The following is a 25,070-nucleotide window of genomic DNA, read 5'->3' as shown; positions in this document are numbered from 1 at the left end:
CACTCGCATGATCGGGCCGGGCGACATCATCGAGGAATGGGACTTCACCGTTGAAGCGGGAAAACTGCGCGAATTCGCCCGTGCTGTGCGGGATGTACACTGGCTGGACAGCGACATCGCCCCGCCGACCTTCCCAGTCGTTGCATCCGCTGATTTTGTCGAACGCTTGGTCACCGACCTGCTTGCCTTGGATCGCGCGCGCACTGTGCATGGCGAGCAGCATTACGACTACTTTGAACCGATCAGGGTTGGCGACCGTCTTCGCTGCACAGCCCGCCTCGCCGCCGACGAGCTCAAGGCAGGTCGACGCGGCGGCAAGATGCGCATCGTCACCACCGAGGTTGAATTCCGTTCGGTCGCGACAGGCAGTCTCGTATGCCGCGAGACTATGACGTCGATCGAGAAGGCCGCGGCCGAAACATGATCCTCCCCTGCCCCGATCCCCTCGTTTATCCGGCACTGACGCGCACCGACTTGGTGCGCTATGCGGGCGCGTCAGGCGACTTCAACCCCCTCCATCACGACCATGAAGCCGCCACACGGGCAGGCCTGTCCGATGTCATGGCGCAGGGAATGCTGTCGGCTGGCCTGTTGGCGTCCGCCCTGACTAAATGGTTCGGTGCCGGGAGCGTCGCCAGCTATTCGGTTCGTTTCCGCAGCCCGGTATGGCCGAGCGACGTGCTTTCCGCCCATTGCCGTAGGCTGGAAGCGCTACTTGCCGAGGACGGAACCCGGATGGCACGGGCCGAGCTTGAGCTCGTGCGCTCAAGCAGAGAGATTGTGCTGTTAGGCACGGCGTGCGTGTGGACAGATGCCGTGACGGCCAACCCATGAAAGGCTCACGATGTCGAACAATACTCTAACTATACGCCCGGCCAAAGCTGCGGATCGGGAAGCCTTTCTGGAGATGTGGCGGGATTTCGTTTCCCTGGCCCCCGGCGAGCCCGGCAACCACCAGATGGGTGAGACCAACTGGGACCGGATCATGGACCCCGGTCACGACCTCAAGTGTGTTGTTGCGGTTGGCGATGACGGCTCATTGGCCGGCTTCACGCTGTTCCTGTCGCTCGCCTTCACATGGAGCACTGGCGATGTCTGCTATCTGCAAGACATTTATGTGCGGCCCCAAAGCCGCGGGAAGGGCATCGCCCAGGCCATGATCGAGCGCCTGCGGCAGCTGGGCATCGAAGCCGGATGGTTCAAGATTTTCTGGATGACACAGGCGGACAACTATTCGGCCCAACTCGTTTACGACAAGGTCGCCAAGCGTATGGACTATTTGCGCTATGACTTGAACGTCGGCGCACCCTAAAAAAAATCGATTAGGTCTGTTACAACGGCTTAATGGGTGCGCAGAGAGCACCTGACACCCGCCACTCACACGGTAAGGATTTCGAATTGCTCGGCCAAGTGCCCGACCTTCGCTAACCCATCCGAGAGAGGCGCTTTCATGGCCGTATGATGCAGTTGCTTGTCGGTCTGGAGGAAGAGGCCGCCGAAGCCTGTGCTGTTCGCTCAGCACCTGACGATTTTTGATTTTACGTTTTCTGACAGTGATTCAACAGTCGTTTATGGCGCACTGGATCGCAGTTTTGACTGCTACAGCGTGCTGTAGCGTAGTGTTGGTTGCGGGGCAGGATTTCATCTCAACTTGCGACCTCCGAAGACCCCGAACTTGATACTCAAACTTCTGATGAACGCGAACCGCATCGGTCTTTTTCGTAGCTTGGCGTAGGCATCGCGCTTCTTCGCCGTTTCAAAATTTATGATGAAGCTATGGCGATAGCCGCGGCCAACCCCTCCGGCTAGTCTGCCAGCCTTTGTATTGACAACTGTCCGACATCAGCGCCCATGAAACAGAACTGGCTTACTTGAGAAAAGAGGATTTTCGGCTCATCGTAGCTCATTCAAAGGAAGCGAAGATGAGACAAAAATCCGAGCCGCAGACGTCGGCGGCCGAGAAGACGATCAAGGACATACGCCGCGTCACGCGCAAGCACCATTCAGCCGAGGACAAAATCCGTATCGTGCTTGACGGGCTGCGCGGCGAAGACAGCATCGCTGCGATCTGCCGCCGGGAAGGGATCGCCGAGAGCCTGTATTATAGCTGGTCGAAGGAATTCCTCGAAGCAGGCAAGAAGCGGCTTGCCGGTGACACCGCCCGTTCGGCGACCAGCGATGAGGTGCACCAGGTGACGCTCATTCGGAAGCAATCCGAGTGAAGGAGGTCGGTTATCCGGGCATTCGGAGCCAGGACGCCTGGGCGGGCGATGGCACTGTGTAACCACGGGCTTTCGATCACAAAATTACATCTATCCAAGGAGCGTGAGTCGTCAGTTTTTCGAAATCCGTCCGAGGCGGCTGGGCCGATGCAAACGACTGCTCTTCGTACTCCTTATACAGCTTGATGGATTCCGGCTTGATACCGGCACCCTTAAATACCGTGGCATATTTCTTCGAATTTCCGATCCGTCCGCCAAGGTCTGCAAGGAGCCGCGCCTCCGGAATTGTCTTGTATCGGCCACGCTCCGTCGACGCAGCAGCCTGTGCCTTCGATCCCGTTGGCAGTATGGCATTCAGAATATCGACCGGTTCATAAGAAGTGCCAGCAGGACGCTCAATCCCCTCGCCCCACGGCGTAGCGTTGATGCTGCCGTGATGCCCGACCTTGAGGAAGTCGACCGGCTTGTCAATCAGGGTCCGTTGGCGGTTCCAGATCGTATTCCAGGAGCTGTTTCCTTTGCCAGCCTTGAACCTCGGCTGCCATTCAGCGTCACCGACGAACAAGAGTCGTTTCCCATTCCACTCGATGAGCAAAACGACGCTGGTGTTGTTTACAAGTGCACCATCTCCCTCGGAAAAGGCCAGAGCACTCGATAGCATTCTGCTCTGCAGATTTAAGAAGTCGATGGGCGCAACATTGGCAGGTAGAGCCTCAGACCGGCGGTGCGCTGAAATGAAACTCTCGACCTTTCCTTCATCTGCGAGCTGAACAAGCTTGCTGATCGACGAATCCTCTGGCTTTCCCAGATACCAGTGATCGATATCCTCTTCCGGCCCCAAGATACGGAACGTCGCTCCACTCAGTGGCAACTTGAGGTCGCTATCGGTCGACTGACCAGCGTGGACGTAGACTGGCTCTATTCCGTTCGCGTTCGGGAGGTTCTGCGTCAGATTTTGAACAGCGGCGTCGTTGTCGGCGGCATAAGCACCGAAGAGTGCGTCAAACTCCGGACCAAGATTGAGAGCGGCGGCTTGCGTCAGTGCTTGGCCCGCCAGTTCATGGAGCTTTTTAGCCCGCTGCGCTTGCGGGTTCCCGGGCTTCATCGCCGCGCTCATCCACATGGCCTTGATTGCCACGTCGTCCCATAGGGACAGCCCGAAGCCCGCCATGTGGTCTTTGTGCTTGTGCGTTACGATCAGAAGATCGAGCCGTCGCTTGCCATTTTCTTCCGGCAGCTCCTTCTTCAAAAGGGGAACTGCATCCCTCAAGTACCCCTCGCCGCTCAACGTTCCGCAGTCGATCACTATATGGAAGTCGCCCCCGTTTTCATGGGCTCCTGGAATTCGGCAGTAGATGAAGTCGCCAAGGCCGACGTAAAACATCCGGATTAGGAGCTGATCTGCCACTGGCGTCCTCCAACTTCCTGGTCATCGTCGTGGTTGAGATTAAAATGCGGAGACATGCCGAAGGTCAGGAGACCGTCTCGACGGCTGACCTCGTAAGGTGGAATGGCGCGAGCAAGAACTCCGAGAGGACTGAACTGGGTGTCCCCGATCATGCCAAGCTTGATCCGCTTTGCCAGGTCCTCAAGGAACTTGGACCGACGGGCGAGGCCATCAGCCCTCTCGGCTTTCCGCAAGTCATCGGTACCCAGCACCTCCGTCCCTGGCTTGCGTGCCCAATGGATGAGGTTGCCGTTCTGGTCGAGCACGATAGTCCCGCCGCACAACATGGCGGTCCGCTCCCCATCGAATTTCCCAAACTGGGCACCATTCAGGGATATCTCTTCCTTCCAAATGTACTGTAGGACGATCTGGTCTGACTGCTGCCGCCCTTCTGTCGTGAGTTTCCGAGCCCGCGCGATATCAGCGACCGTTAGATCAGCGGTCGGGGGTATCAATAGCTCACGCCGGTTATCATCGAGGAAGCGATAGGCGCTGCCCCGTGACGCAGAGATATCATCGATGCTGTTGAATACCGCCAGGCCGGGGCGCGTAAAGACGGGCGTCGGATCAAGAAGGCTGCGGTCCGCCTCTGTCAATATCTCCCGGCAGAGGAATGCTTCGAAGATTGCCTTGCGAAAGCCGTCCGGATCGACCGGGTTTGTAATCTTTTCAGCTCGGAGGATCGCCAGAGCATAGTCGCGAAAGGTCACATCACATGGCGGCAGGAAATCCAGTGGTTGGATGGCGCACATCTGCATGTGATCGACGGTGTACCAGAACAAGCGTTCGAGCGACGCCAATTTATAAGCCGGATTGGCCTCTTTGCGATCTAGCTCCCGGGCTTTCCTTATATTCAGCAAGGAAATCATTACGTCGAAGACGGCGCCTGTCAGGACCTGCGACATGGTGTGAGAGTTGGCACTAGCCGCCTCTGACATCTTCTTCTTATTAAGCGCAGTGCGGAGATAGGGTTGATCGGTTACAGCCTCCCCGAACTGCTGAGCCAAAGAAGCCAAGAGCGTTGCGTCCGCGAGATCACCCTTGCTCTGCTCGACGATCTTCTTGCGAAAAACGTTGTTTCTAAAGGCCATCAGCAGTGCCGTCAGATCACCCATGAACTCATGGAAGGCACCTGTCTCGGTGAGGATGCTCTCGAAATAGTACGGCCGCAGACCGTCCAGCACGGCATGTCCGAATTCGTGGTTCACGATGTCGCTGGATTCGCAGGTGTTCACCCTGCCAGCATCTGCCACGAACCAGTAGAACTGCAGGGATTTGCTCATGCGGTCGTAATAAGCATTTTCGCCGTATCCGGCTGTCGGGACCAAGAGCAGTCGATTGCCTTCAAAGCCCCATTCGATCCGCCTTCCAAGGCCGTGCCCGCCCTCGAAGAAGTCCAAGGTATGCTGCACAGTTGCCCAGACACTGACCTGACGGAACTGAGCCAAACTTCTCCCCCTGGATGAATTCAAGTCTGCGCCTTTGGGGCCAAGGTATGCGCTCAACGCCTCGTCCCACTGCGCAGGCTCTTCCAGCTTACCAGTGCTGGAGTCGTAATCGACGACCGCGAACCTGGCACTTGTTGGACCATGTGTGATGCCCGGCTCCCACGGAACTTCGAAGTCCTTGTCGATATCGGCGCCCGGATTGTTCTTGGCGACGAGCGGGTCCTTGAAATAGACATTCACGTTGAAACGCAGGCCGACATCGCTCTGGACCGACAGTGGCAGAGTTCGCCGGGTCGCGTAGAGCCGAGTTCTTGTTTCTCTACTCAGCTTACCTGGTGTGGTTCGTTTCGCCATCGACCATCTCCCCTCTGATCGATTTTACTGGCAGGAAACTGGATCGTTCAGCAGTTTCGCGAGCCGAAGCCCTGCGCGGCCGAGCTGCTGATCGACGACCCCGATTTCTTTGTCGAAGTATGCGTCGTCGAGGAAGTTATCAGCTGGGGTCTCGGCATAGACTTTCATCGCAACGCCGTGAGTTTCGACCGCCCAAGCAGCCGTATCACCAGCTTGAACGGCGGTCACGTTCGCCGTCTTTAGCCAGCCATTCTCCAAGCGATCGACATATGCGCCCCACCCGTAGACTTCCTTCTTGATCAGGCTGCTGTCCCATACGGTATGAAGGTTCTCGTCGGTGGATTTCAATTGATGGAAAGCGCAGCTTTTACCGCAAGTTTCGCCGCCGATCCTCGTTGTCACCGAGTGGTTGTTCATGCCGATCTCTTCCAAGATGGTATGAAAGGGCTGATGAAGATCGCCAACGAAGTGAACGAGGAATTTAAGGGCCTCCGCACGCGCAACTGGCTCGGTCGCGCAGTTCATTTCCTTGCGTGCCCTTTCAACCTCGGCCACCACGCAGTCGCCCTTTGCAGCGTCAGGCTTGCAGTCAGTCATCGGATCATAAGTCGCCCGGCCGATAGGAATGGACACGAAGTGCCAGTTGTACGTCGTTGGCCTAGCATCGCGCACATCATCGGCCCAGCTGGCGATGGACCCCAGCGATACGCCCGGGCCCAGCAGTGTCGAAACCATCGCGGCAGCCTGTGGTGACAGCCTCCGCTGGGCGATCTCGGCAACGATCGAATGGCCCTCCTGCCCCCAGGCGAACGCGCTGATCGGTGCGATTATGATGAGAAAAATCGATAGAGGAAACCTACGCATGCCGCATCCCCTCGACAAGTATACGGCGAGTATTGATCAGCTCTGCAACATTAGCAATACGGTTCCAATCGCGCAGAATGGATATTCCAAAGCAATTTTAATTTCGTTCTAGCATCAGGAATTCCATGACGATTTAAGTGTGAATCATGCGAACGATTAAGGGAACCGCCTAGACGCGGGAAAGGTGTTATTCTACCACCGACTGTATCGCAGATCATGGCTTTGTTTGCCACGCGGGAGCACAGATGCCCACACTGAATACCGATCTCATCGGCCGCGTGAGGCGCTTGCCACTGAAGCCCTCTGCGACATCAGCTCTCATGCCGCTGTTCGAAGCAGTCTCCAACGGCCTGCATGCTATAGATGACCGCCTCAAAGCTAACGCTCGCGAGCAAGGCAAGATTGTAATTGAAGTTCTTCGCCACGGCCCCAAGGAAACCGCTTCGCCGGTAGTCGGGTTTGTGGTCACCGACAACGGCATCGGTTTGAATGATGACAACTACAACTCGTTTCTGAAACCCGACTCTCAGCACAAGTTTAACCGGGGCGGCAAAGGTGTAGGCCGCCTTGGCTGGCTGAAGGTATTTAAGGAAATCCGCGTTGACAGCACATATCAAGATGCTCAAGGCAATGCGGCCGTTCGTTCATTTGATTTCGTTCTGAGCGACGACGAGCAAGTTCGTTGGAAGCCCGGCGCGAAGCCCTCGCCTACCGGTCCAGGTACCCGCGTCTCCCTGCAGGTCTTTGACACCCTATACGGTTCGAAGTGTCCGGTGGAGGCGGCGACGCTGCGCCAACGCGTTATAGGGCACTTTATGCAACTCTTCGCCGCCAATGCAGCTCCGTCCATAGTGATGCAAGACGGCATAGAGAGCATCGATTTAAGAGAGGCCTTCAAGGAGCTTATTCAGAACACGTCGGAGGAGACAGTTTCTGTCACGCTCTCTGACGATGAGAAATTCGACCTTACAATCCGTCACATCCGCGCAGCTAAGGCGATTCGACCTGACGTAAACAAGAAGGCTTACAACTGGCTGTTCCTCTCCGCGAATGACCGCGCCGTCGAGGAAACGGTGATTGACGACCAGATCGGGCTAAAGGCTTTGGACGGCGGTGACGTCTATATTGGGTGCGTGTCCGGCTCTCATCTGGACCAGCATGTCAACCAAGAGCGAACCGGCTTCAGTTTCGACGCCAGCGAGAGCCGCGAAATCCGTCGCGCACTACAAGCGTCCGTCATGTCCTATCTGAGTGCCTACGTGTCGCAGCAGCGCGAAAAGAAGGTCCGCCTGGTCGAGCAAGTTATCGCCGAGTATCCTCAGTTTCTCTATCTCAAAGGCGAGATGGAAGCATTTATCACGAAGCTCGCGCCTGGCGTTACATCCCGAGAAGCCGTCTACGTTGAGATGTGCCGCCACCGTTACCGGCGAATGAATCAAGAGCACAACAAGCTGGAAGAAGCATCCAAGCCTGGATCTGCTCTACGAAAGGAGCTTGACGCCCGGGTGAGCGAGTACCAGAAATTCGTGCAGGAACAGCAGCGCGGTGTCCTCGCCGAATACGTCCTGCTCCGCAAGGCGGTGATTGATATCCTTGATCGATACTCGGAATATCAGGAAGGGACCGAGAAGCACCATCTTGAAGAGGCCGTGCACAAGCTCATCGTTCCAATGAGAACCGACTCCGCAGCAATGGAAATCGGTGATCATAACCTTTGGCTCATAGATGACCGTTTGGCGTTTTTCGCTCACTTTTCATCCGATCGCCCCTTCAAAAGCTACACCGACAACCCTTCTCTTGACCGACCGGACGTCGCCTTCTTCTACGATACCTGCTTTGCCTGGCGGGAGCAGGAGACGCCAAACACGGTCGTTTTGGTGGAATTTAAACGTCCGGCCCGAGACAATTATGACGGTGATGAAAACCCACTTCGTCAGGTCATCAGCTACATAAAGAAGTTTAAGACCTCCACATCCCTAAAAGACTCGAAGGGGCGCATCTTGTCGCCTCATCTGCAGAACGCGGCCTTCCATTGCTACATCGTGGCCGATTTGACGAACTCGTTGATGGACGAGCTAGGAGGATACCGCTTTGAAAAGACGCCAGACGGAATGGGACTGGTCGGCTATCTGACGAACCCTGACGCCTACGTTGAGATCATCTCGTACCCGAAACTCTTGGCTGATGCGAAAATGCGAAACAGCATTTTCTTCAAGAAACTTGGTATCACCAACGTCGATCCTGGAGCAGAGCGAACGAGCGACGCCATCGAAGACGTTCTCGATGAAGTCGATGAGGAAATCACGACTGCGGCTCAATAGGCTCGCCAAGGCTTTCGAGCCCATGACAAAAATCGATAGTGAGTCGGGCGCTACGCCGCCGATGACGCTTCTTCCTCAACAGGCGTTATACCGTCGTAGAAGAACTTCATGACGTATCTGTCGAAGGTCGTCAGAGACTCGATCTTCAACATCCGTTCCAAACCGATCTCCTGGAATTTCTCGATGGCGTCGTTCAACCCGAAATTTGCCGTCGTGAAGTCGATGAGCTTGCTTTGCTGAATCTTTTTCGAAATCATCCGGGGCAGCTGACGTTGCCCCCAGCTCTGGTACTCGACTTGAGAGAAGGCTTCTGGAAGTGGATGGATAGAGAAGATTTGCCTCGCAATCAAAGTGGCGCCGTAGAAATCCACCCAATTGTTGAACTGACCTGCAACAGGGCGAAACCCGCCCTTGCCCTCCGCAAAGCCTTCTACCTTGTTTGGCTTGCCAGTGGCAAAGGCAAAATATACCTTTACCGACGATGCTACCGCGTCAAAGCTTAATGGGGACAATAGCAAACCCTGGCCGGGGGGCTGTAGTTCAAAGATGAATGCGGACGCACTAGGCGTGTATGTCACGAAAGAGGCGCGGTGCGACGCCGAAGCCACGCTGAGATCCTCCACGAGACGCGCGGGCGGGAAGAGGCCGAGTGCGCCGCGATCGATTTCAGCGATAGCGATGGAAGGTGCGACGACCTATGCTGCCTCGACGACCAACGGCGTTCGCATCGTGCCCACCGGGCGGACGCGGATGGCCGGAAGGCCAGCGCGTATTGTCCTCTCCCGAGATGAAGCCGGCCGATGCGCTCGACCGCGTACTCGACGCGGTCGCCGCTAGCGCCGCTCGACACGAGCCTGATCGCCCCATGCCAGGATGGCGGCTGTGGGCGTCACCATTGGGGAAGCTGAGTTTCTTCCGGCAAGAGTCCGCGACTTGCTCTATGCCACGCGCACGACAGAGTCCTGGGCAGGCCCTAGCGTTCGAAGTATGAGATGTTCTTCGTCTATCATATCAGCGATCATTGATGAACCGATGGCCTCATAATCGCAACCCATCAGAAGCGCATGGCGCGGCCGGCTAACTGCCACGTAAAGCGAATTCCGACCCACGGCGTCCGCGCAATCGAACGCTGATAAGTTCGGGATCACAACCGCGTCGAATTCAAGTCCTTTGGCTTCTACCGGGGTTGTGAAATGAGTGTGAAACCGCATCGTCAGCTTTGAATGGTCTGAGATCATTGGATTTCGGAAATTCGCATCGAGATCGCCCTCCATCAATGTGAACCACCGATCAACATCCTGGTCGTCTGCACAAATCACAGCAACGCTTGCGGTCTCTGGAAGCGCAACGATGCGGTCGATCGCCATCCGGGCGAATTCCGCGGGATCCTCGTACACATCCAACGGGGCATTGCAGGCACCGACTACGCGCCCGCTGTCTTCCTCTGTTAATAAACGAAAACGCGCTGCTAGCCCGGCTAGGGAACCGGTCTGACGCATGTTGCGGTCTAGAAGGACGGATGCATGGCGCATTGCAATTTGAGGGAATGCCCGCTGCACCTCTGCAAGACCATCGCGATGAAGTCGCTGACTGGCATCTCCAGAAACGGTGACCAGCCAGTACTTCGGGAGCGCCTTGTAACCCATCAGGAGCACCTGCAGTTCGCTAAAGTCTTGATATTCATCGATGAAGACACCAACTCGCTCTGCAAATGTCCGCAGATATGGAATAGCTCGGATGTCGCGCTCGAATTGATCGCAAGACAGTGCGTTCAGGCAAAGCGCGCAGATGACATCGTCATCAGTCACCAGGTTCTGATTAAGGCGTTCGACTATCGGCTCGACGACGTCTTTGGACGGAATGCCCACGCTCAGAGCAAGTTCCTCGATCCGAATACGGTACGCAGGATCGGTAAATATGCGGACGTATAGTTCTTGCGGATTAAGAAGCCTGAACAATCGCTGTTGCGCGTTCTCGATGGCTTCGCGGACAATTCGCCGCTCGCCCGATTCTAGGCCGCGAGATTCATTTTCCCCAAGACGCACGCGGCGATCGATCTCGGTCGCCACCTTGCGTAAGACGAATGTCCGCACGTCGAGGTCCGGCGCTCCCTCCAAGCTTCTGATTAAGCTGTGCAGTCGAGATGTGAGAGGTCCCTTGCTCCACGTATCTGTAACGAGTTGCTCCCAGCGTCGCTCCGATATCTTTTCGGCTCCAGGAACGGCGGGCTTTGCCAGAGGAGCCGCTGCTATCTCCCTCATGCCGTCTGCAACGCACCCAGCCGCAACTATATCTAGAATCTTCAGCCAGCGAACCGACTTTTGCTCCGGGTGGCAGGGGTCCGAAGATTTTTTGAACGGACGACCGTTAAACACGCGACGATGCATGCGTTCCACGTTCAGGAATTCGGCGAAATCTTGGATTCTCATGGCTCCTATGTCCAAGCTCTCCGCCGTCTGCTTAAGATATGATACCAGGCTTGGGCTGAGCACGAACCCAATCATGCCGTTGGCGTCAAAGTCGGCAAAATCCCTCTCGTGCAACCCGTATTCGGGCAGATGCTCAAGTGATCTGAAATTGGCGAAGAACTTCAGCCGACCAAGGGCAACCGAGGTCTTGCCGCTGCCCGCAATGCCATGAACAATCTGGAGGCCTCTCACGGTTTGGATGCCGGCTTCCTGGTTGGCTGTTGTCTGCGTGAAGAACTGGGTACCGAGCGAGACCTCAGCGTCATCACCAAAGAAAGCGTTGCGACGGATATCCCAGAATGGATCGGCTCGAGCATATTCAGATACTTCGCCTGAAAGCGACACCTCGGATTCCGGCACAGGCGTCGGTTGAACTATTTCTTCTGAATGACCGATAATCGATAGAGATCCATTGACTTTAGTAGGCGAGTCCTTGGCGCCGACAGGCTCACCTCCGACCTCTTGCGGATCTGGAGTGCGTGCGGGACCTGGCAATGAGCGGACAAACGACCGAAGATTGAAAATCTCCTCATCCGCGAGCCCGTCACCGACCCTAAAAAGGAGTCTCTTGGCGTCAGGATTTTCGCGGAGAAGGTTGCTCATGCCGGTTATGTCGACAATTCCAGTAACGACGATCGAGCGTTCTCCACTTGGCACTCGAACGGAAATCTCTTCTCCGACAGCACAAGACGCTATTTGGCTTCCAACTGGGGAATTGCGAGCCACGAGGCGGACGGGTCTGTCCGGAAATCCGGCATTCGCTTGCGAAACCCGATAATAGGTAGCGCCAGCGTAGTCCCCGTTTTCATCATACTCGTCCGCGAACACGACACGTCCGTATCCGCGCTTCGCTACTTCCTCGAATGCCCTTGTCAGGCCGTCGTTGATATTCACGAGTTCGACTTGCTGAATATCCCGGATCACTTCTGGTCGCGCTGCCCGATAGCCTTCGCGAATCCTTTCCGAAAGACGCACGCTGAGTTCGCTAAGAATGTCAAACTCATCTTTCGCGCGATCAAATGTTTGCTGGCGCACTTTGAAATCCCTCCCACCTCGAATCGCCTTGGATAGTCTACCAAATTTTGGTTCCCTGGCGTCTAGGATCGACTTGTCTAAGGATACAACTGGAAGCCACCATGAATTGACGTAGTTTGACTGTTCTCTATCCTATCGAACCTTCTATGTTGTTCAGGATGAGGCTTGACGGCAGCACCCGCGAGCAAAGGAACTAAGAGGGCCTTGAACATCCTATCCGGTAGCTATCCATCGGCAGCGCCATCGGACAAGTTGCATCCTTCACTACGAAGGAATTCGACAAGTCGCTAAGCAGCGCCTTTCTTGGAGGCGGCCAACAACAAAAAGCACTTAAGATCAAAGCGATCCTCGGTAGCCGGCGTGATCCGAGCCCTTTTTTTGGCGTTTCATGTCCGTCGCCAAGCTGGCGATAGGCGCATCCCAGAAGCGGACTTCCCAGTGACTAGGCGATGCCGCACGTTTGCACCCCTGTCGCCATCGCTATCGAGCTTGAATTTGGCCCGCCAACAATTAGACCGTTGCTTTATTCGTGCTTATCTTTGAACGTCCATGTTTTCAGGGGCGCATTAAGATATGAGCGAATTAGCGGTTCTTCCATCACCGATTGCGGCCGATAGTGATGCCGACCTGGGCGCTCGCGCCGCGCGGATGATCTGGGACGATCAGCCGGGTGTCGATGATCTGATCGATCCGCGCACTCCCGAATTTGCCGATGCCGTAGTCATGGGATTGGCGAATGCTTTGGCATCTTCGCCTGGTGCCTTAAAAAAGATGATGCGCGGCGCAGCCGCCGCCGCCGAGGATTTGAACGTCGAGCCGTTTCAGGGTCTGACGGAAGTAATCCAAAACGCGGATGATCTACACGCCTCGGAAGTGCGCTTCGCCCTCCGAAACACGGATGCCAGCCGCGAGCTATTGATCGTGCATGATGGTCAGCCGGTTGCCTGCCAGCACGTGCTGGGCATGGCGCTGCCATTCGTGACTACCAAGACTAACAGAACCGATCAGCGCGGTCGGTTCGGCATTGGCCTGAAGACACTCAAGCGCATCGCGGATGTTCTCGCGATCCATTCGGCCCCGTATCATTTTTCCGGGGATCAGCTTTCGGTCCAAGTCGTGCCAGCGGAAGGACCGCTGCCCGGCTTCTACGATCCCACGACCGACACGATGATCGTCCTGCGCCTGAAACCGGATTTCAGCGAGGAGGCCCTGAAAGCCTGGTTCGCGGAGTGGGAGGACGACGGCCTAATCTTCCTGACCTGGGTCGCGAGTTTCCGCTGGTGCGATCTCAACGGTGCGACCCTCGAAGGCCGCAGCCTGAGCTTCGGCGCGTGGGAGAACATCGCCCTAGTTGGCGGTCGCGCCTCCATCGCCGCGCTGTCGAGACGCGAAGTGCAGAGCACGGGGGCGTCGTGGACCGTGTGGCGCGCGACCTTGCCGGTACCGGATCATCTGCATCCAGCTCACAAAGCTCGCGCGGAGCAGACGCAAATTTCCATCGCCGTGCCGAGCGAGGCGGGCGCGGGAAGTCTTTATATCGGCTTCAAGACGCGCGTCGCGGTGGACCTGTCTTTTTCGCTCGACGCGCAATTCGACCCCAGTGCCACGCGCGAGGCCTTAATCGAAAGCACGTGGAACAACTGGCTGATCGAGCGATGCGGCGATGTGCTTGGCGAGATCGCGCATGGCCGAATGCTGGCCGAGCCCAAGGAAGCCTGGCGCTTTGTGCCGGTCGCAACCGAGTACATCGGCAACGAGCGGGACCGTTGGCTGCGTGGTGGCTTCGCGAAATCATTTGAGACCGCGCGAGCTTGGCTTGGCGATCGTGCGGAGATCCTTATTGGCGGAGCGCCCGTCGCCCTGTCGAACATCGCCTATGAATATGCCAATCTCAGCGATCTTCTGACCGACGCCGATATCGAGGCGCTGGCCGAAGGATCGCGGGCGCTGCCGCGCGATGTTCGCGATGCGGTCGGCAGATGGCGGACTGTACTTGATCAAATCGATGTCTGCGCCACTGTTGGCACCACGGAGCTGCTTAAGGGCTTCAAGCAAGCGCTGTTTCAACCGAAGGGACCGAGTTGGTGGGTTAAGGCCGCGCGCGTGTTGGTGGAGACTCACGCCGATGAGGAACTATTCAATGTTCCGTTCTGGCTGACTGATGAAGGCTGTGCGGTGGTCTGCAAGCCTGAAGGCGCTACGGCCAAGCCGCTTGTTCTAGGCGGAGAGTTTTCATTGTTTTCCTTACGGTGGAACCTGCTTGATCGCCTGCACGCCGTATACGGTATCGAGACGGATGGCGATGTCGCCATTAAGTGGCTGGATAAACACGCGGCGTTCCGAACAAGTGTCGATGCATCAACCGAACTCGCGGCCTTTGCGGAGCGATTCGCGGCGACGCCGCTAGAGATCGAGGACGCGGATTTGCGCGAGCTTCGCAATCGCTTCGATGAGCTGAGCGATCGTCGCGCGGATGAGATCGGCCATGCCGTAGGCGCGGCGCTGATGGTGGATGGCTTCGTTTATAAGAGTGGCAAGATGCACCGGCAGAAGGTGCGTCCAACGGAAGCCTATCTGTGCAAGACGTTGGACAGCGATTTCCCAAATTGGCCGACTGCGGCCGGGAACATACCGGGCATTCAATGGATCTCCGCCAGGTACGATGAGAAACTGAAGACTGGCGCCACTCGCGCGCAGCGTAAGCGCGCTGATGGAACCATCTCGCGAGGCCCGCGCAAGTTCTTCGCTCTGCTTGGCGTGGAGAACGCGCCGCGACTGAAGCAAACCGGGTTGGTCCGTTGGGGCGGCACCACGCGGACCCGGGAACTCCGCGCGGCCCAGGCCGAGCAAGTGCCGGTCGATTGGATCAGTCCCGATCTCGAACGCGTTCTAGCCGCATTCCCCAAGCTTTCCAAGAAGGACCTACGCAAGAGAAGCCCCGCCTTGTTCAAGGCGATGGCGCGCGCCTGGGAGCGGTCCTACGCCAATCGCAAGATGGTGACCTCACAGCATGAGGCGCGTGTCTACGTTTACCCGAGGGCACCTGTCACCACACAATGGCTGATCCAATTGCGTGAGACGCCGTGGGTGGCGATCGGCAATGGTGAGTTGGTGACGCCGAACGAAGCCGTGGTGAAGACTCAAGAGACGCAAACGCTCTATGCTAGCACCGCCTTCGCGGTCGGCATCGATCTGGGGGACTTTAGCGCGAACTTCGCGGCGACGCTTGGGTTGGTAACCTCGGTGCGTGTCAGCGATCTCGTCAAGCTACTGCGCGAGACGCGCGATGGGGTCGAGGCCGTCGATAACGCGCAGGTCATGGCGATCTATCGCAACATCGCGAAATACGTGTCCCGCACGGTCGCGTGGAACACCCGCATCGGCGACATGACCGCCCAGGATCTGCGCAAGGCTTTCACGGAAAACCAAGGGCTTATCCACGTCGGCGGCAGTGTTTGGCGTAGGCCAAACGAGCTGATGCGCGGCAAGGATATCTTTCATGACGGCTCACGCTTCGTGCCGGGTCAACCGGCCTTGGCTAGCCTCTGGTCGGCCTTGGATGTGCGTGAGCCTACGCTCGATGACTGCCTTACGTTTCTGAAGTCGCTGGCGGGGCAAGCGCATGACGTGGGGGTCACCTCACGCCTGATTGACGTATATCGCTATATGGAGCCCCTGCTGGCCAATGCGGAGCGGCGGCAACGCGAGCGCGCGAAAGCCCTGCCGCTGTATTGCGGCGATCGTTGGGAGTCCGAGCGGCCCATTTTCCTGGTCGAAGAATTCGAACTTGGATCGCAATTGGCGAGGGCTTTGCCTGCCAAGAAATTCTGGACGCCGCCTTGCGATCTTCGCGAGTTGGCGTCGTTGGTTGTTTTCACAGGGGTGACGCACAGCGAGCCCACCTTGGTCGTTACGGACGATCGCGAGACGGCGCTGGATCGCGACGATGGCATGCGAGCGCACTTCCGGCAGGCGGTCGATCACCTCTCCGATGAACTAGCGCGCAACGACCCAGAGGTGCGCAAGCGCATGGCGATCAGTTGGGACGCGCTGCGGGAGATTCCGTTGTTCGTATACTCCGGTCCGATTGCGGTTCGGGCAATGGACGAGGAATTGTCAGCGGTGAAAATTCCGATCCAGCTTCAGGCATTGATCGTGCGCGATCCGCTCGAATTGCATGTCTGGGACGAGGCCTTGCCCAAACGCGAATACGGTGGCCACGCGATCGCATCGTTGTTCCCGCACGCCTCGCGCCGAGGCATCGAGGCCGAATGGGTGGTGGCTTGGCAGGAAGCGCGCGAGACCGCGGCCGAAGCCATTCGCCTCGCATCGGACGAGGAACATGCGGAGGCGATGGAAGACCGCGCCGCAAAGATCAACGCCGCTCCGAAAAAGAAAATCTCGGTGAGCACACCCGGTGGGAAAGGTCCCGCCGTGAAGCCCCGGACCCTTAAGAATAGCGTTGGCCCCATTCTATGCGCCACGGTAGTGAGGGGTAGCGATCCGAAGCCGGCACCACCACCGGCAAAACCGAAGCTGCACAACACGCCGCCTCCGCCAAAGCCGTACGATCCCGGATCGCGCGCGGCGGCGACTGCCTATACAGATCGCGATCTGGAACAACGTGGCTGGGAGTTGCTGACGCAGGCGTTAGAAACCTCGGCGGAGGAACTGCTGGTTGATTTCCGCAACCGACATGGCGTGGGTGCCGATGGCGCTATCGACTGGAAGATCTTCGTCGAAATGAAAGCGACTGGCCGCGCACCACAAGGTTCGATCGAGATGTCCAACGCCGAGTACGAGCGCGCCAAGGAACGCGGCAACGACTTCATTCTGGCTTTGGTCAGCGGCCTCGAAGAGGGGTATCAGGACGAGGTGCGGTTGATCTTCGACCCAGCCAATCGCGCGACCGTCCGTCCCTTGAACGGCGTGAAGCTAGTCGCGTTGACAGAAGCGCCTCAGGTCCTGATCCCGTTTGGGAACTCAGAGGAATGACCTAACTTCCTGTTTCCATGTTCGAAGTTTGTTGCTCTCATTTGTTTATTGAACGGCGGACGTGTCCCCGGAGCGTCAACCGGCTGCGTCTCTGTCGGGCAGCGAGCGTTTGCTTAGGCCAAACTAAGACGTTACCCTGGATGGCTTGGATGTCCGCTATTCGCTCACGGGACATCCGAAGCCGACAGTCCGTTAACGGCCGATACTGTTGAAAAACGCGCTGTTGCTGGCGCTTGGGACGCATGATTCAATCCTCTGAGTGATTTGCAGGGGATCATGCGAATGATGGGATTTCAGGCGGCTCCGGCGCAGCTCTTTTACGATTTCAGTCTCGATGAGCACGTGCCGGCCGATCATCTCCTTCGCCGCATCGACCACCACTTGGACCTTGAGGGCATCCGCACGCAGTTAAAGCCTTCAGCAGCACAGGTCGCCCCTCGATCGATCCTGACCTGATGATGCGAATGCTGATCGTCGGTTACAGCATGGACATCCGATCGGAACGACGGCTGTGTGAGGAGGTCCATCTCAATCTCGCCTACCGTTGGTTCTGCCGGCTGGGACTGGACGGCAAGGTGCCCGACCATTCGAGCTTCTCGAAGAACCGCCACGGGCGTTTCCGGCAAAGTGATATCCTGCGGCATCTGTTCGAGACGGTGGTGGAGCGCTGCCTGGCACAGGGGCTGGTCGGTGCGGAAGGCTTTGCCGTCGACGCCAGCCTGATTGCCGCCGACGCCAACAAGCAGCGCTCGGTGCCTGGCGTGGAATGGAACCTCGATGAGGCGAAGGACGGTGCCAGTCGCTCGGTGCAGGAATATCTGGAAGTGCTCGATGATGCGGCCTTCGGCGCGGCCTCGCCGGTGACGCCGAAGTTCATCTCCGCTTCCGATCCGGCGGCCCAGTGGACCGGAGCCCATAAGGGCCATGCCTTCTTTGCCTATGCCACCAACTACCTGATCGACACCGACCATGGCGTCATCCTCGATGTCGAGGCGACGCGTGCCATCCGTCAGGCAGAGGTCGGAGCATCCCGCACGATGATCGACCGAACCGAGGAGCGCTTCGGCTTGAAGCCGGATTATCTGGTGGCCGACAGCGCCTATGGCTCGGCCGAGAATCTTGCCTGGCTCGTCAAGCACAAGACAATCGCACCGCACATCCCGGTCTTCGACAAATCCACCCGAGCCGACGGAACCTTCTCGCGCGCCGACTTCGTCTGGGACGGCGAACACGATCGTTACGTCTGCCCGGCGGGAAAGGAATTGCTGCAGTTCCATCGCCGCTATGCGACGCACGATCGGGCATCACCAGTGAAGGCACCCGGCTTTACCGAGCCCGCAAGCAGGATTGCGATGCGTGCGAACTTAAACCACGCTGCTGCCCGAACGCGCCCACGCGCAAGGTGTCCCGCGATCTCCATGAAGACGCACGCGATGTCGCCAGAGCAATTGCTGGCACGCCGGCCTATGAGCGCTCGCGCCACCGGCGCAAGAAGGTGGAGATACTGTTCGCTCACCTCAAGCGCATCCTGCGGATGGCTCGCCTGAGGCTGCGAGGCCAGTGCGGGGCACGCGACGAATTCCTCCTTGCCGCAACCGCCCAAAACCTCAGGAGACTGGCAAAGCTCAGGCCGCCGTGCCGCTTGGCCGCGGCAGCAGCCCTGTGAGGAGCGCGTCGAACTCCCGCCGCCGCCGCGAGCGATCGCCAGTTCGGTAAGATTCTAGTACGCCTCGGCGGCCTCAGCGCTGTGAGCGATCTCACCGTCGAGTTTTTCAACGAAATCGGCCCGAAGGCGACATTTCGGGACGGCTCGGTCAAGATAACTCTGCTGCATCAGCCCTACAGTATCCGCGGATTCACAATCCCGATGATCTGCTCATCCGAGAAGCGGCTGCGTTTCATGTTCTGGTCCTCTCTCTAGGCCAGAGCGAACTTCAAACCGGATTAAGTCAAAGGGGCAGCGTCAGGATCTGTTTCTTCACGACCCTGAGCTGCGCCTCGAGCATGCGCAGGCATAACCGTGCATCAGCGGAGATCCTAGCGTCGCTCTCGTCGTTGATAACCACGAGCAGTTGCTCGATCCCATTCCGCCCGATCGGCGCTACGACCCCGAACTCGGATAGGTGTGCCCGCAACGCGTTCGATATCTGTGTCCGCTGGCGGTTGAGCATCAACCGGACCCGGTGAAGCATCATCACACTTTGCTGTTCGGGCGACTTCACCGGCACGAAGCGCATGATCGGCCGTGTCACCGCCTCGCAGATCGCCTCTGCGTTTGCAGCATTATTTTTCTGCCGCTTCAGATATACCGCTATGAAGGCGCTGGGATGTCGTTCTCACATCGTGCCGCGCAACGCGACAAACTGATTGCTTGCCCCTTCGCTTCTCACAGCTAAATGTTCGCTGTTTGACACCAAATAGGCCAACGGCCGCGTTAGGTTGAACGGGAATAGCACGGGCTGCGATTGCAGGGTTGATATTGCCAACGGCTTAGCCGTGTAGCGCAAGACGGCTTCTATCAGCCATACCGTGATTTCATCGTTCTCCACTACAGCGGGCGGTAGGCGGGATACTCGCTTGCCCTTTTCGGCTCGCGTCACGGCACCCCAGCCAGCCTGGCTCTGGATGACCATGTTGGTCATTCGGTAGGTGCCCTCGCGTTCGCCGTAGGCTTCGCTCATGCGCCGGTGGATTTCGGCGGAGGCACAATCGCCTTGCAGAGCGGACAAGCGCCCGATCAGTTCGGCTACCTTGCCGAAGAACGGATAGGTGGCGACCGCCATGCCCCAATTCACTGCCGCGACTGGCACATCCGGGTGTGCCTTGAAGATCGCCGCGCCACGATCCGCGTAGTCCATCAGCTCTATGCGCGGTTCCAGCCACAGGCGGTTCAACACCGTGCGCGTTTTTGTTCGTGCGGCGATCCCCAACCCGGCGGCATTCAACAACGTTTCCAAGTCTTCAAGCCGCGCCATGCCAGCGCGAACCTTCAGCGCGGTCGTCGCCCATTCAGGAGCGATGAACCGATCGAAGCCTATTCGGGGAGCCTGCGTCATCATTCAAACTCACCTTACATTTAAGACTCTCACGAAGGGGACGATCAGTTCCTCGACAGACACGCCGCCATGGACAACCACCTGATCGCCAGTGTGAACGAACGCACTGCGTCCTCCAGCGAATAAAGGTTTGAAGTTTGTAGGCAGCCCCGCGATGTCCAAAGCGAGCATACCCGGATAAGCGGCGGCCAATTGGGCGCGTAACGGTTCGCTTCGGTAAACCCGCACGCGCTCGCCGCGGGTCTCCGCGATTATACCCTGATTGGGCCTGCCGATCCCTACAGCATCGACATTGCCATGGTCCGCCGTGACGTAGATGCTGAAGCCTTCGGCCAGCAGAAAGGCGAAAAGGCGCTCAATAAATCCAGTGTCGAGCCAGCGCCCGATCCACAATGCTACATCTTCTTTGGATCGCTCCTTGTGTAGCCGTTCATCCACTTCATCAATGACTAGGCCCAGCACCTTGGGCTTGCGGTTCACGATTTCGGCTTCCAGGGCGTTCAGTTGCTCGACCTGGTGCAATGCACGCCGGTACATCACTTCGTTGGGCGCAACGCCGCCTTCGTTCTGCCAGTAAGCCTTCCACAAGGTTTCTTCCTTGTTGGTATGGTCTATCGAATCCTCGAACTCGCGCGGTCGCAAGCCCGAGAACAACGCCTGACGGGACACCGATGTTACTGTGGGCAGCCACGCGAAGGCTGTGCTCTCATCGAATGCCAAGGGCCGCGGGCTGGTGATCAGATGTTCCCTGATCTGCACCCATTGATCGAAAGACAGCCCGTCGAACACGAGCAGCGCCACCTTGGATTCGCCCGCGCTGCGACGCTGCCGCAGGAAGCGCGGAATGTGATGCACCATCACCGGGCCTTTGATCGCCGGTTGCAGGATCAGGTCGGCGTAATGGCCTGCGGCGACCCACGCCTGCAATCGTTCGTCCGCGAGCGCCTGGATCGCCTCGATGCGCTCTCGGATGGCGATCATCCGCTCGCTGGCATCCTTGCCCGGTAGCTCGTGAGCGCGGCTCAACATCTCGCCATAGCGTTTTGCGAAGTCACTCCACAGCTTATGCGGGGCGTCCGCTTCCGGCACCGCTGTGGCAAGGGCATCGATGCCCTTTTCTGCCAACGTGAATTGCGACTGCACATCCTCAACGATGCCTGCCTTGATCCAGGCGGGCATCGTGGTGGGAACGTCGGATACCGCCAACGGATGCAGGCTGCCGTCCAGGAACATCGTGTCGATGACTGCCCGCACGTCGGTGTGATCGAAGGGAATCTCGATTTCCGTGCTGATCTCGCCTGCGCCGTAAGGTGGGGGATCAAGCTCGGACATACGCCTGCCTTCCAGCTTCAGCTTTTCCAGATAGCGATACCAGGCGTCCTGCACCACGCGCAGCAGCGCGCTCCTGGAGGACAGCCACTCTGCAACCGGATGGCCGGCACACAAGCCTTTGCCGCTCAGGATAGTCGCTACATGCTTGGCAAATGATCCCGGCAAGGCACGGCCGGCGAAGTGTAGCCGTAGCGTTTCGCGCCAGAAGTCCACAGGTGTGCGGATGGACCGAGGCGTCAGTTGATAGACATGCTCGAGGATGAAGTCCTTCGACTCGCTTTCGCCGCGTGGCGACTGCAACTCGGTCTGATGAGCGTCAAAAAGGGTTTCCAACCGTTCTGGTTCCACTTGTCGCACTGCGCCGTAGGCCAGCTTTGGGAACAGTTCGGCTAGATTTAGCCGTACCGCAGGGCGAGCATTATGCACGATGTCCCACGGGAGATCGTTCGCGTTGTCGTGGCGCAGATGCACGATTAGCGCCGGTGATGGTGGCTGCTCGTTGGCATCCCACGCTGCGCGATACCGTTCCTCGTACTCCGCGCGGAATCCGAACGGGTCGTCGTATCCCATCACCTCGAAGCCACGGGTACGCAATTCGGACAGCAGCTTTTCGTCCAGCAGCACGCCGTCCGGATCGCAGGCCACCCACAACCGGGAAAGATCGGCCGTGAAAGAGCCAAGAATGCGCTGATGCCATTGGTTCATGACGCAAGCTCGCTGGCTTTGCCGGCTATGGCGTCGATCCGCACCATCGCCACGGCGTTCAGCTCCGGCACGCTAGATTTCATTTCGTCCAGCGCGGCCAAGCGTGCCTCATGCTCGATTTGCAGACGGCGGCGGCGGAACTGGCGCACGGCCGGCAGTCCGATGCGTCCGATAGCCTGATTGCGGGCATCGAAGGCGTAGGTGGCGCGATCTCGCTCTTCCGCGATACGGGCGCGGTGTTCTTCCGCCAGCATCGCGAACAGGGCTTCGCCTTGCGCGCCGGCCACGGCAAACGACGCCTCGAACCAGCGCGCCGAATCTTCCGCGTCCGCCACCGACTGCACGGATACGGTTTCGGTCAGCAGCAAATCCCAAACCCGTTTGGCGGTGGGCACGAAGGGGCGGCCTTCGTCATTGATGAAGACCGGAAGGAAACGCTTGCGGTTCGCGCCCGGCGCGGCGAGCCCGACCTCCCACAACGACCAGATACCGTTGACCGAGTCGGGCAAGCCCGTCACCCTGATCACCGGCAAGGGTTGGCCTGCCACGAAGCGTGGCACGTCGCTAATGATGGCTCGCGCTCGCGGGTCTTCCATCGTCAGCCATTCCGCCGCTGGGTTTTCCCCAGCCGCGCGCGCATCGAAGCAGGCCTGCAGCGTCTCGGCGCCGTCGGCCCAGCGCACGCGCCAGATGTTGCCATCTTGGGTCGCCGATCCGCCGCGCGCCGCCAGCCCGTTGACGACGGCGCGCTCCAGCCAGAACTGAGCCGGATGGTCGCGCCATTTGCGCGCTTGCTCCGCATCCAGATCGTGCGGTACGGCCAGTAGATCGCTGTTCCGGTTCGACTCTACCAGCGTAGCACGCAACTGCGAGACCACGCTGTCGCATTTGCGTTCGATGGCTTCCGGATGTTGCAGGCTCTGAACGAACAGTTCATCGAACACCGGCTCCACTTCCGCGGAATCCATGACGTCCGCCGCCTTGTCCACGCCGAACTCCTCGGCGATGACGGCGAGCTTTTCCTCCAGCACCTGCCGCACGCGGTGCTCCACTGTGTCTTCCAGCACGAAGTTCAGCGCACGCACAACGTGCTTCTGGCCGATGCGATCCACACGGCCAATACGCTGCTCGATGCGCATCGGATTCCACGGCATGTCGAAATTGACGATGACGTGGCAGAATTGAAGATTTAGACCTTCGCCGCCAGCATCGGTGGAAATCAGCACGCGGGCGTCCTGCGCGAATGTCTGCAAGGTCCGTGTACGGGCCTCCATGTCCATGCCGCCATTGAGCGTGGCTACCGTGAAACCTCGGCTTTCCAGATAGTCCGCGAGCATCGCCTGTGTGGGCACGAACTCGGTGAAGACCAGCACCTTCAGAGCCGGGTTGCCTTCTTCTTGTTGCAGCTTGTAGATCAGTTCGAGCAGGCTTTCGGCCTTGGCGTCCGTGCCTGCCGCTTCGGTGGAGCGCGCCAGCGCCAGCAGAGTTTCGACCTCTGATTTCTCCAACTCCAGACCGTTGGCTTGCAACGCCAGGTCCACCTGAGCTTCCCCGTCAAGATCGGCCCATTCATCGGCGCTGAGAGTGTCGAATAGGCGCGCCTGGGTCTGGGGCGTGTCCAGCACCGCCTGGCGCTTTTCCAGCGTTGCGCGGATCGCGGCGGTGCTGGACGTCACGAGCCGCTGCATCAGGATCATCAGAAAGCCGACGTGGCGCTGTTTGGCCGCCAGAGCCTGATTGTAGCCATGGCGCACATAGTCGGTGACGGCTTCGTACAATTGCTGCTGCGCCGCGTGCCGCGCCTGCCACGCGACGGCGTGCAACCGAGTCAACCGGGGGCGGAACAGCGGTTGCCCCTCGGCATTGATCGCCGCGCGCTTCTCGGTGCGGATCACGAAGGGCTGCACGCGCTCACGGCTGACGCTGGTCTCGTAGGGGAATGTGTCCCTGTCCAGCAACTGCATCAGGCGCATGAACTGGTCGGTTTTGCCCTGATGCGGTGTTGCCGAGAGCAGAAGCAGATAGGGCGAGGCTTCCGCCAGAGCCGCGCCCAGCTTGTAGCGCGCTACCTGCTCCGTGCTGCCGCCCATGCGATGCGCTTCGTCGATGATGACCAGATCCCAGGCCGCCGACACCAAATCCTCGAAGCGCTCGCGGTTGTAGGACTGGATCTGATCCAGGCTCCAGCCGCGCCGCGTTTCCAGCGGCTTCACCGAATCCAGCGCGCAGATGACCTGGTCGTGCATCCGCCAGGCATTGTCTTCCGCGTTATCCCCACGCCATTGCCTTAGGGCCGCCAGCGATGATGGCTCGACGAAATGGAACGGCTCACCGAAGTGCTGGCGCATTTCCGCCTGCCATTGCCGCACCAGCCCTTTTGGCGCGACCACCAGGATACGCTTGGCGCGTCCGCGCAGCTTCAGCTCGCGCAGCACCAACCCAGCCTCGATGGTCTTGCCCAGGCCCACTTCGTCGGCGAGCAGGTAGCGGATGCGGTCCTGCCCGACGGCGCGGTTCAGCGCGTAGAGCTGGTGGGGCAGCGGAATGACACTGGACTGGATCGGTGCGAGCAGAAGGTTGTCTTCGAGCGCATCCTGCAACTTGGCCGCAGCCGTGGCGTGCAGAATCTGTTCCACCGCGGGCCGCACGCTGGAAAGCACCGCCAGTTCTGCCGCGCGCGCCCGCAACACGGTATCTTTCGCGGGCAGCCATACGCGGTAGGTGGCTTCTCCCCACAGCGCCAGACGCTCCACCACGCGGCAAGGCGTAGCCTGCCGCGTATGCCAGCACCAATCGCCGATGTTGAAGCCGCCCTCCGTCACC

General features: G+C 58.6%; 13 protein-coding genes and 3 pseudogenes. 7 read left to right on the top strand and 9 right to left on the bottom strand.

Annotated elements, in window-relative coordinates; translation table 11 throughout:
- Positions 1-7 precede the first annotated feature (7 nt).
- The 4 genes and pseudogenes from M2281_RS27940 to M2281_RS27925 form a co-directional block, all read left to right on the top strand.
- On the top strand, positions 8-424 hold the full coding sequence (locus M2281_RS27940) for an FAS1-like dehydratase domain-containing protein (RefSeq protein WP_280824482.1): 417 nt from the start codon (positions 8-10) through the stop codon (positions 422-424).
- Complete coding sequence (locus M2281_RS27935; protein ID WP_280824481.1) at positions 376-834, top strand: MaoC/PaaZ C-terminal domain-containing protein; 459 nt, start codon at positions 376-378, stop codon at positions 832-834. The genes M2281_RS27940 and M2281_RS27935 overlap by 49 nt, the downstream gene beginning before the upstream one ends.
- A 10-nt stretch (positions 835-844) precedes the next feature.
- Complete coding sequence (locus tag M2281_RS27930; protein WP_280824480.1) at positions 845-1,312, top strand: GNAT family N-acetyltransferase; 468 nt, start codon at positions 845-847, stop codon at positions 1,310-1,312.
- Between the two features lie 610 nt (positions 1,313-1,922).
- A pseudogene (locus tag M2281_RS27925) lies at positions 1,923-2,186 on the top strand (transposase); the annotation flags it as partial.
- A 112-nt stretch (positions 2,187-2,298) separates the two neighbouring features.
- Here M2281_RS27925 and M2281_RS27920 read toward each other — a convergent pair.
- From M2281_RS27920 to M2281_RS27910, 3 genes are read right to left on the bottom strand one after another with little or no spacing between them, the layout of a single operon-like run.
- Positions 2,299-3,630, bottom strand: a complete 1,332-nt coding sequence (locus tag M2281_RS27920; protein WP_280824479.1) for a metallohydrolase — start codon at positions 3,628-3,630, stop codon at positions 2,299-2,301.
- The gene (locus M2281_RS27915; protein WP_280824478.1) at positions 3,612-5,471 is read right to left on the bottom strand and encodes a serine protease; all 1,860 of its coding nucleotides are present in this window, start codon (positions 5,469-5,471) and stop codon (positions 3,612-3,614) included. The genes M2281_RS27920 and M2281_RS27915 overlap by 19 nt, the downstream gene beginning before the upstream one ends.
- Before the next feature lie 24 nt (positions 5,472-5,495).
- Positions 5,496-6,335 carry a S1/P1 nuclease gene (locus M2281_RS27910; RefSeq protein ID WP_280824477.1) on the bottom strand — a complete coding sequence of 280 codons (840 nt, stop codon included), beginning with the start codon at positions 6,333-6,335 and terminating at the stop codon, positions 5,496-5,498.
- Positions 6,336-6,580: 245 nt separating this feature from the next.
- Between M2281_RS27910 and M2281_RS27905 the strand changes: the two genes are divergently transcribed.
- Positions 6,581-8,656 carry a hypothetical protein gene (locus M2281_RS27905; protein ID WP_280824476.1) on the top strand — a complete coding sequence of 692 codons (2,076 nt, stop codon included), beginning with the start codon at positions 6,581-6,583 and terminating at the stop codon, positions 8,654-8,656.
- A gap of 50 nt (positions 8,657-8,706) precedes the next feature.
- Here the strand turns inward: M2281_RS27905 and M2281_RS27900 are convergent, their stop codons facing one another.
- Together M2281_RS27900 and M2281_RS27895 are read right to left on the bottom strand one after the other, a co-directional pair.
- A complete protein-coding gene (locus M2281_RS27900) occupies positions 8,707-9,264 on the bottom strand; it encodes a hypothetical protein (RefSeq protein ID WP_280824475.1) in 558 nt (185 codons plus the stop codon).
- A 330-nt stretch (positions 9,265-9,594) separates the two neighbouring features.
- Entirely contained in the window at positions 9,595-12,159 is a 2,565-nt protein-coding gene (locus tag M2281_RS27895; protein ID WP_280824474.1) for an ATP-binding domain-containing protein, read from the bottom strand.
- Positions 12,160-12,732: 573 nt separating this feature from the next.
- Between M2281_RS27895 and M2281_RS27890 the strand changes: the two genes are divergently transcribed.
- Positions 12,733-17,154, top strand: a complete 4,422-nt coding sequence (locus M2281_RS27890; protein WP_280824473.1) for a sacsin N-terminal ATP-binding-like domain-containing protein — start codon at positions 12,733-12,735, stop codon at positions 17,152-17,154.
- A gap of 282 nt (positions 17,155-17,436) precedes the next feature.
- Positions 17,437-18,820: pseudogene (locus tag M2281_RS27885) on the top strand (transposase).
- Positions 18,821-19,280: 460 nt separating this feature from the next.
- Here the strand turns inward: M2281_RS27885 and M2281_RS29300 are convergent.
- The 4 genes and pseudogenes from M2281_RS29300 to M2281_RS27865 all read right to left on the bottom strand — a co-directional run.
- A pseudogene (locus tag M2281_RS29300) lies at positions 19,281-19,460 on the bottom strand (IS110 family transposase); the annotation flags it as partial.
- Between the two features lie 30 nt (positions 19,461-19,490).
- Positions 19,491-20,213, bottom strand: a complete 723-nt coding sequence (locus M2281_RS27875) for a hypothetical protein (RefSeq protein ID WP_280824471.1) — start codon at positions 20,211-20,213, stop codon at positions 19,491-19,493.
- A gap of 6 nt (positions 20,214-20,219) precedes the next feature.
- The gene (gene pglZ, locus M2281_RS27870; protein ID WP_280824470.1) at positions 20,220-22,247 is read right to left on the bottom strand and encodes a BREX-3 system phosphatase PglZ; all 2,028 of its coding nucleotides are present in this window, start codon (positions 22,245-22,247) and stop codon (positions 20,220-20,222) included.
- Positions 22,244-25,069 (bottom strand): helicase-related protein, encoded by a 2,826-nt coding sequence (locus M2281_RS27865; RefSeq protein WP_280824469.1) that lies wholly within the window; start codon positions 25,067-25,069, stop codon positions 22,244-22,246. The genes pglZ and M2281_RS27865 overlap by 4 nt, the downstream gene beginning before the upstream one ends.
- Position 25,070 lies beyond the last annotated feature (1 nt).

It is taken from the genome of Pseudaminobacter soli (ex Li et al. 2025), assembly GCF_029892515.1.
GTDB classification, from domain to species: Bacteria; Pseudomonadota; Alphaproteobacteria; order Rhizobiales; family Rhizobiaceae; genus Pseudaminobacter; species Pseudaminobacter soli_A.
The sequence above is the reverse complement of the archived record's forward strand: the minus strand, read 5'-3'. Positions and strand labels throughout refer to the sequence as shown.

What these genes read in the sequence shown, in the direction of transcription:
- M2281_RS27915 (WP_280824478.1), bottom strand. Translation starts at nt 5,471, where the DNA reads ATGGCGAAACGAACCACACCAGGTAAGCTGAGTAGAGAAACAAGAACT.
- M2281_RS27890 (WP_280824473.1), top strand. Translation starts at nt 12,733, where the DNA reads ATGAGCGAATTAGCGGTTCTTCCATCACCGATTGCGGCCGATAGTGAT.
- M2281_RS27905 (WP_280824476.1), top strand. Translation starts at nt 6,581, where the DNA reads ATGCCCACACTGAATACCGATCTCATCGGCCGCGTGAGGCGCTTGCCA.
- M2281_RS27935 (WP_280824481.1), top strand. Translation starts at nt 376, where the DNA reads ATGCCGCGAGACTATGACGTCGATCGAGAAGGCCGCGGCCGAAACATG.
- M2281_RS27930 (WP_280824480.1), top strand. Translation starts at nt 845, where the DNA reads ATGTCGAACAATACTCTAACTATACGCCCGGCCAAAGCTGCGGATCGG.
- M2281_RS27875 (WP_280824471.1), bottom strand. Translation starts at nt 20,213, where the DNA reads ATGATGACGCAGGCTCCCCGAATAGGCTTCGATCGGTTCATCGCTCCT.
- M2281_RS27940 (WP_280824482.1), top strand. Translation starts at nt 8, where the DNA reads ATGATCGGGCCGGGCGACATCATCGAGGAATGGGACTTCACCGTTGAA.
- M2281_RS27910 (WP_280824477.1), bottom strand. Translation starts at nt 6,335, where the DNA reads ATGCGTAGGTTTCCTCTATCGATTTTTCTCATCATAATCGCACCGATC.
- pglZ (WP_280824470.1), bottom strand. Translation starts at nt 22,247, where the DNA reads ATGAACCAATGGCATCAGCGCATTCTTGGCTCTTTCACGGCCGATCTT.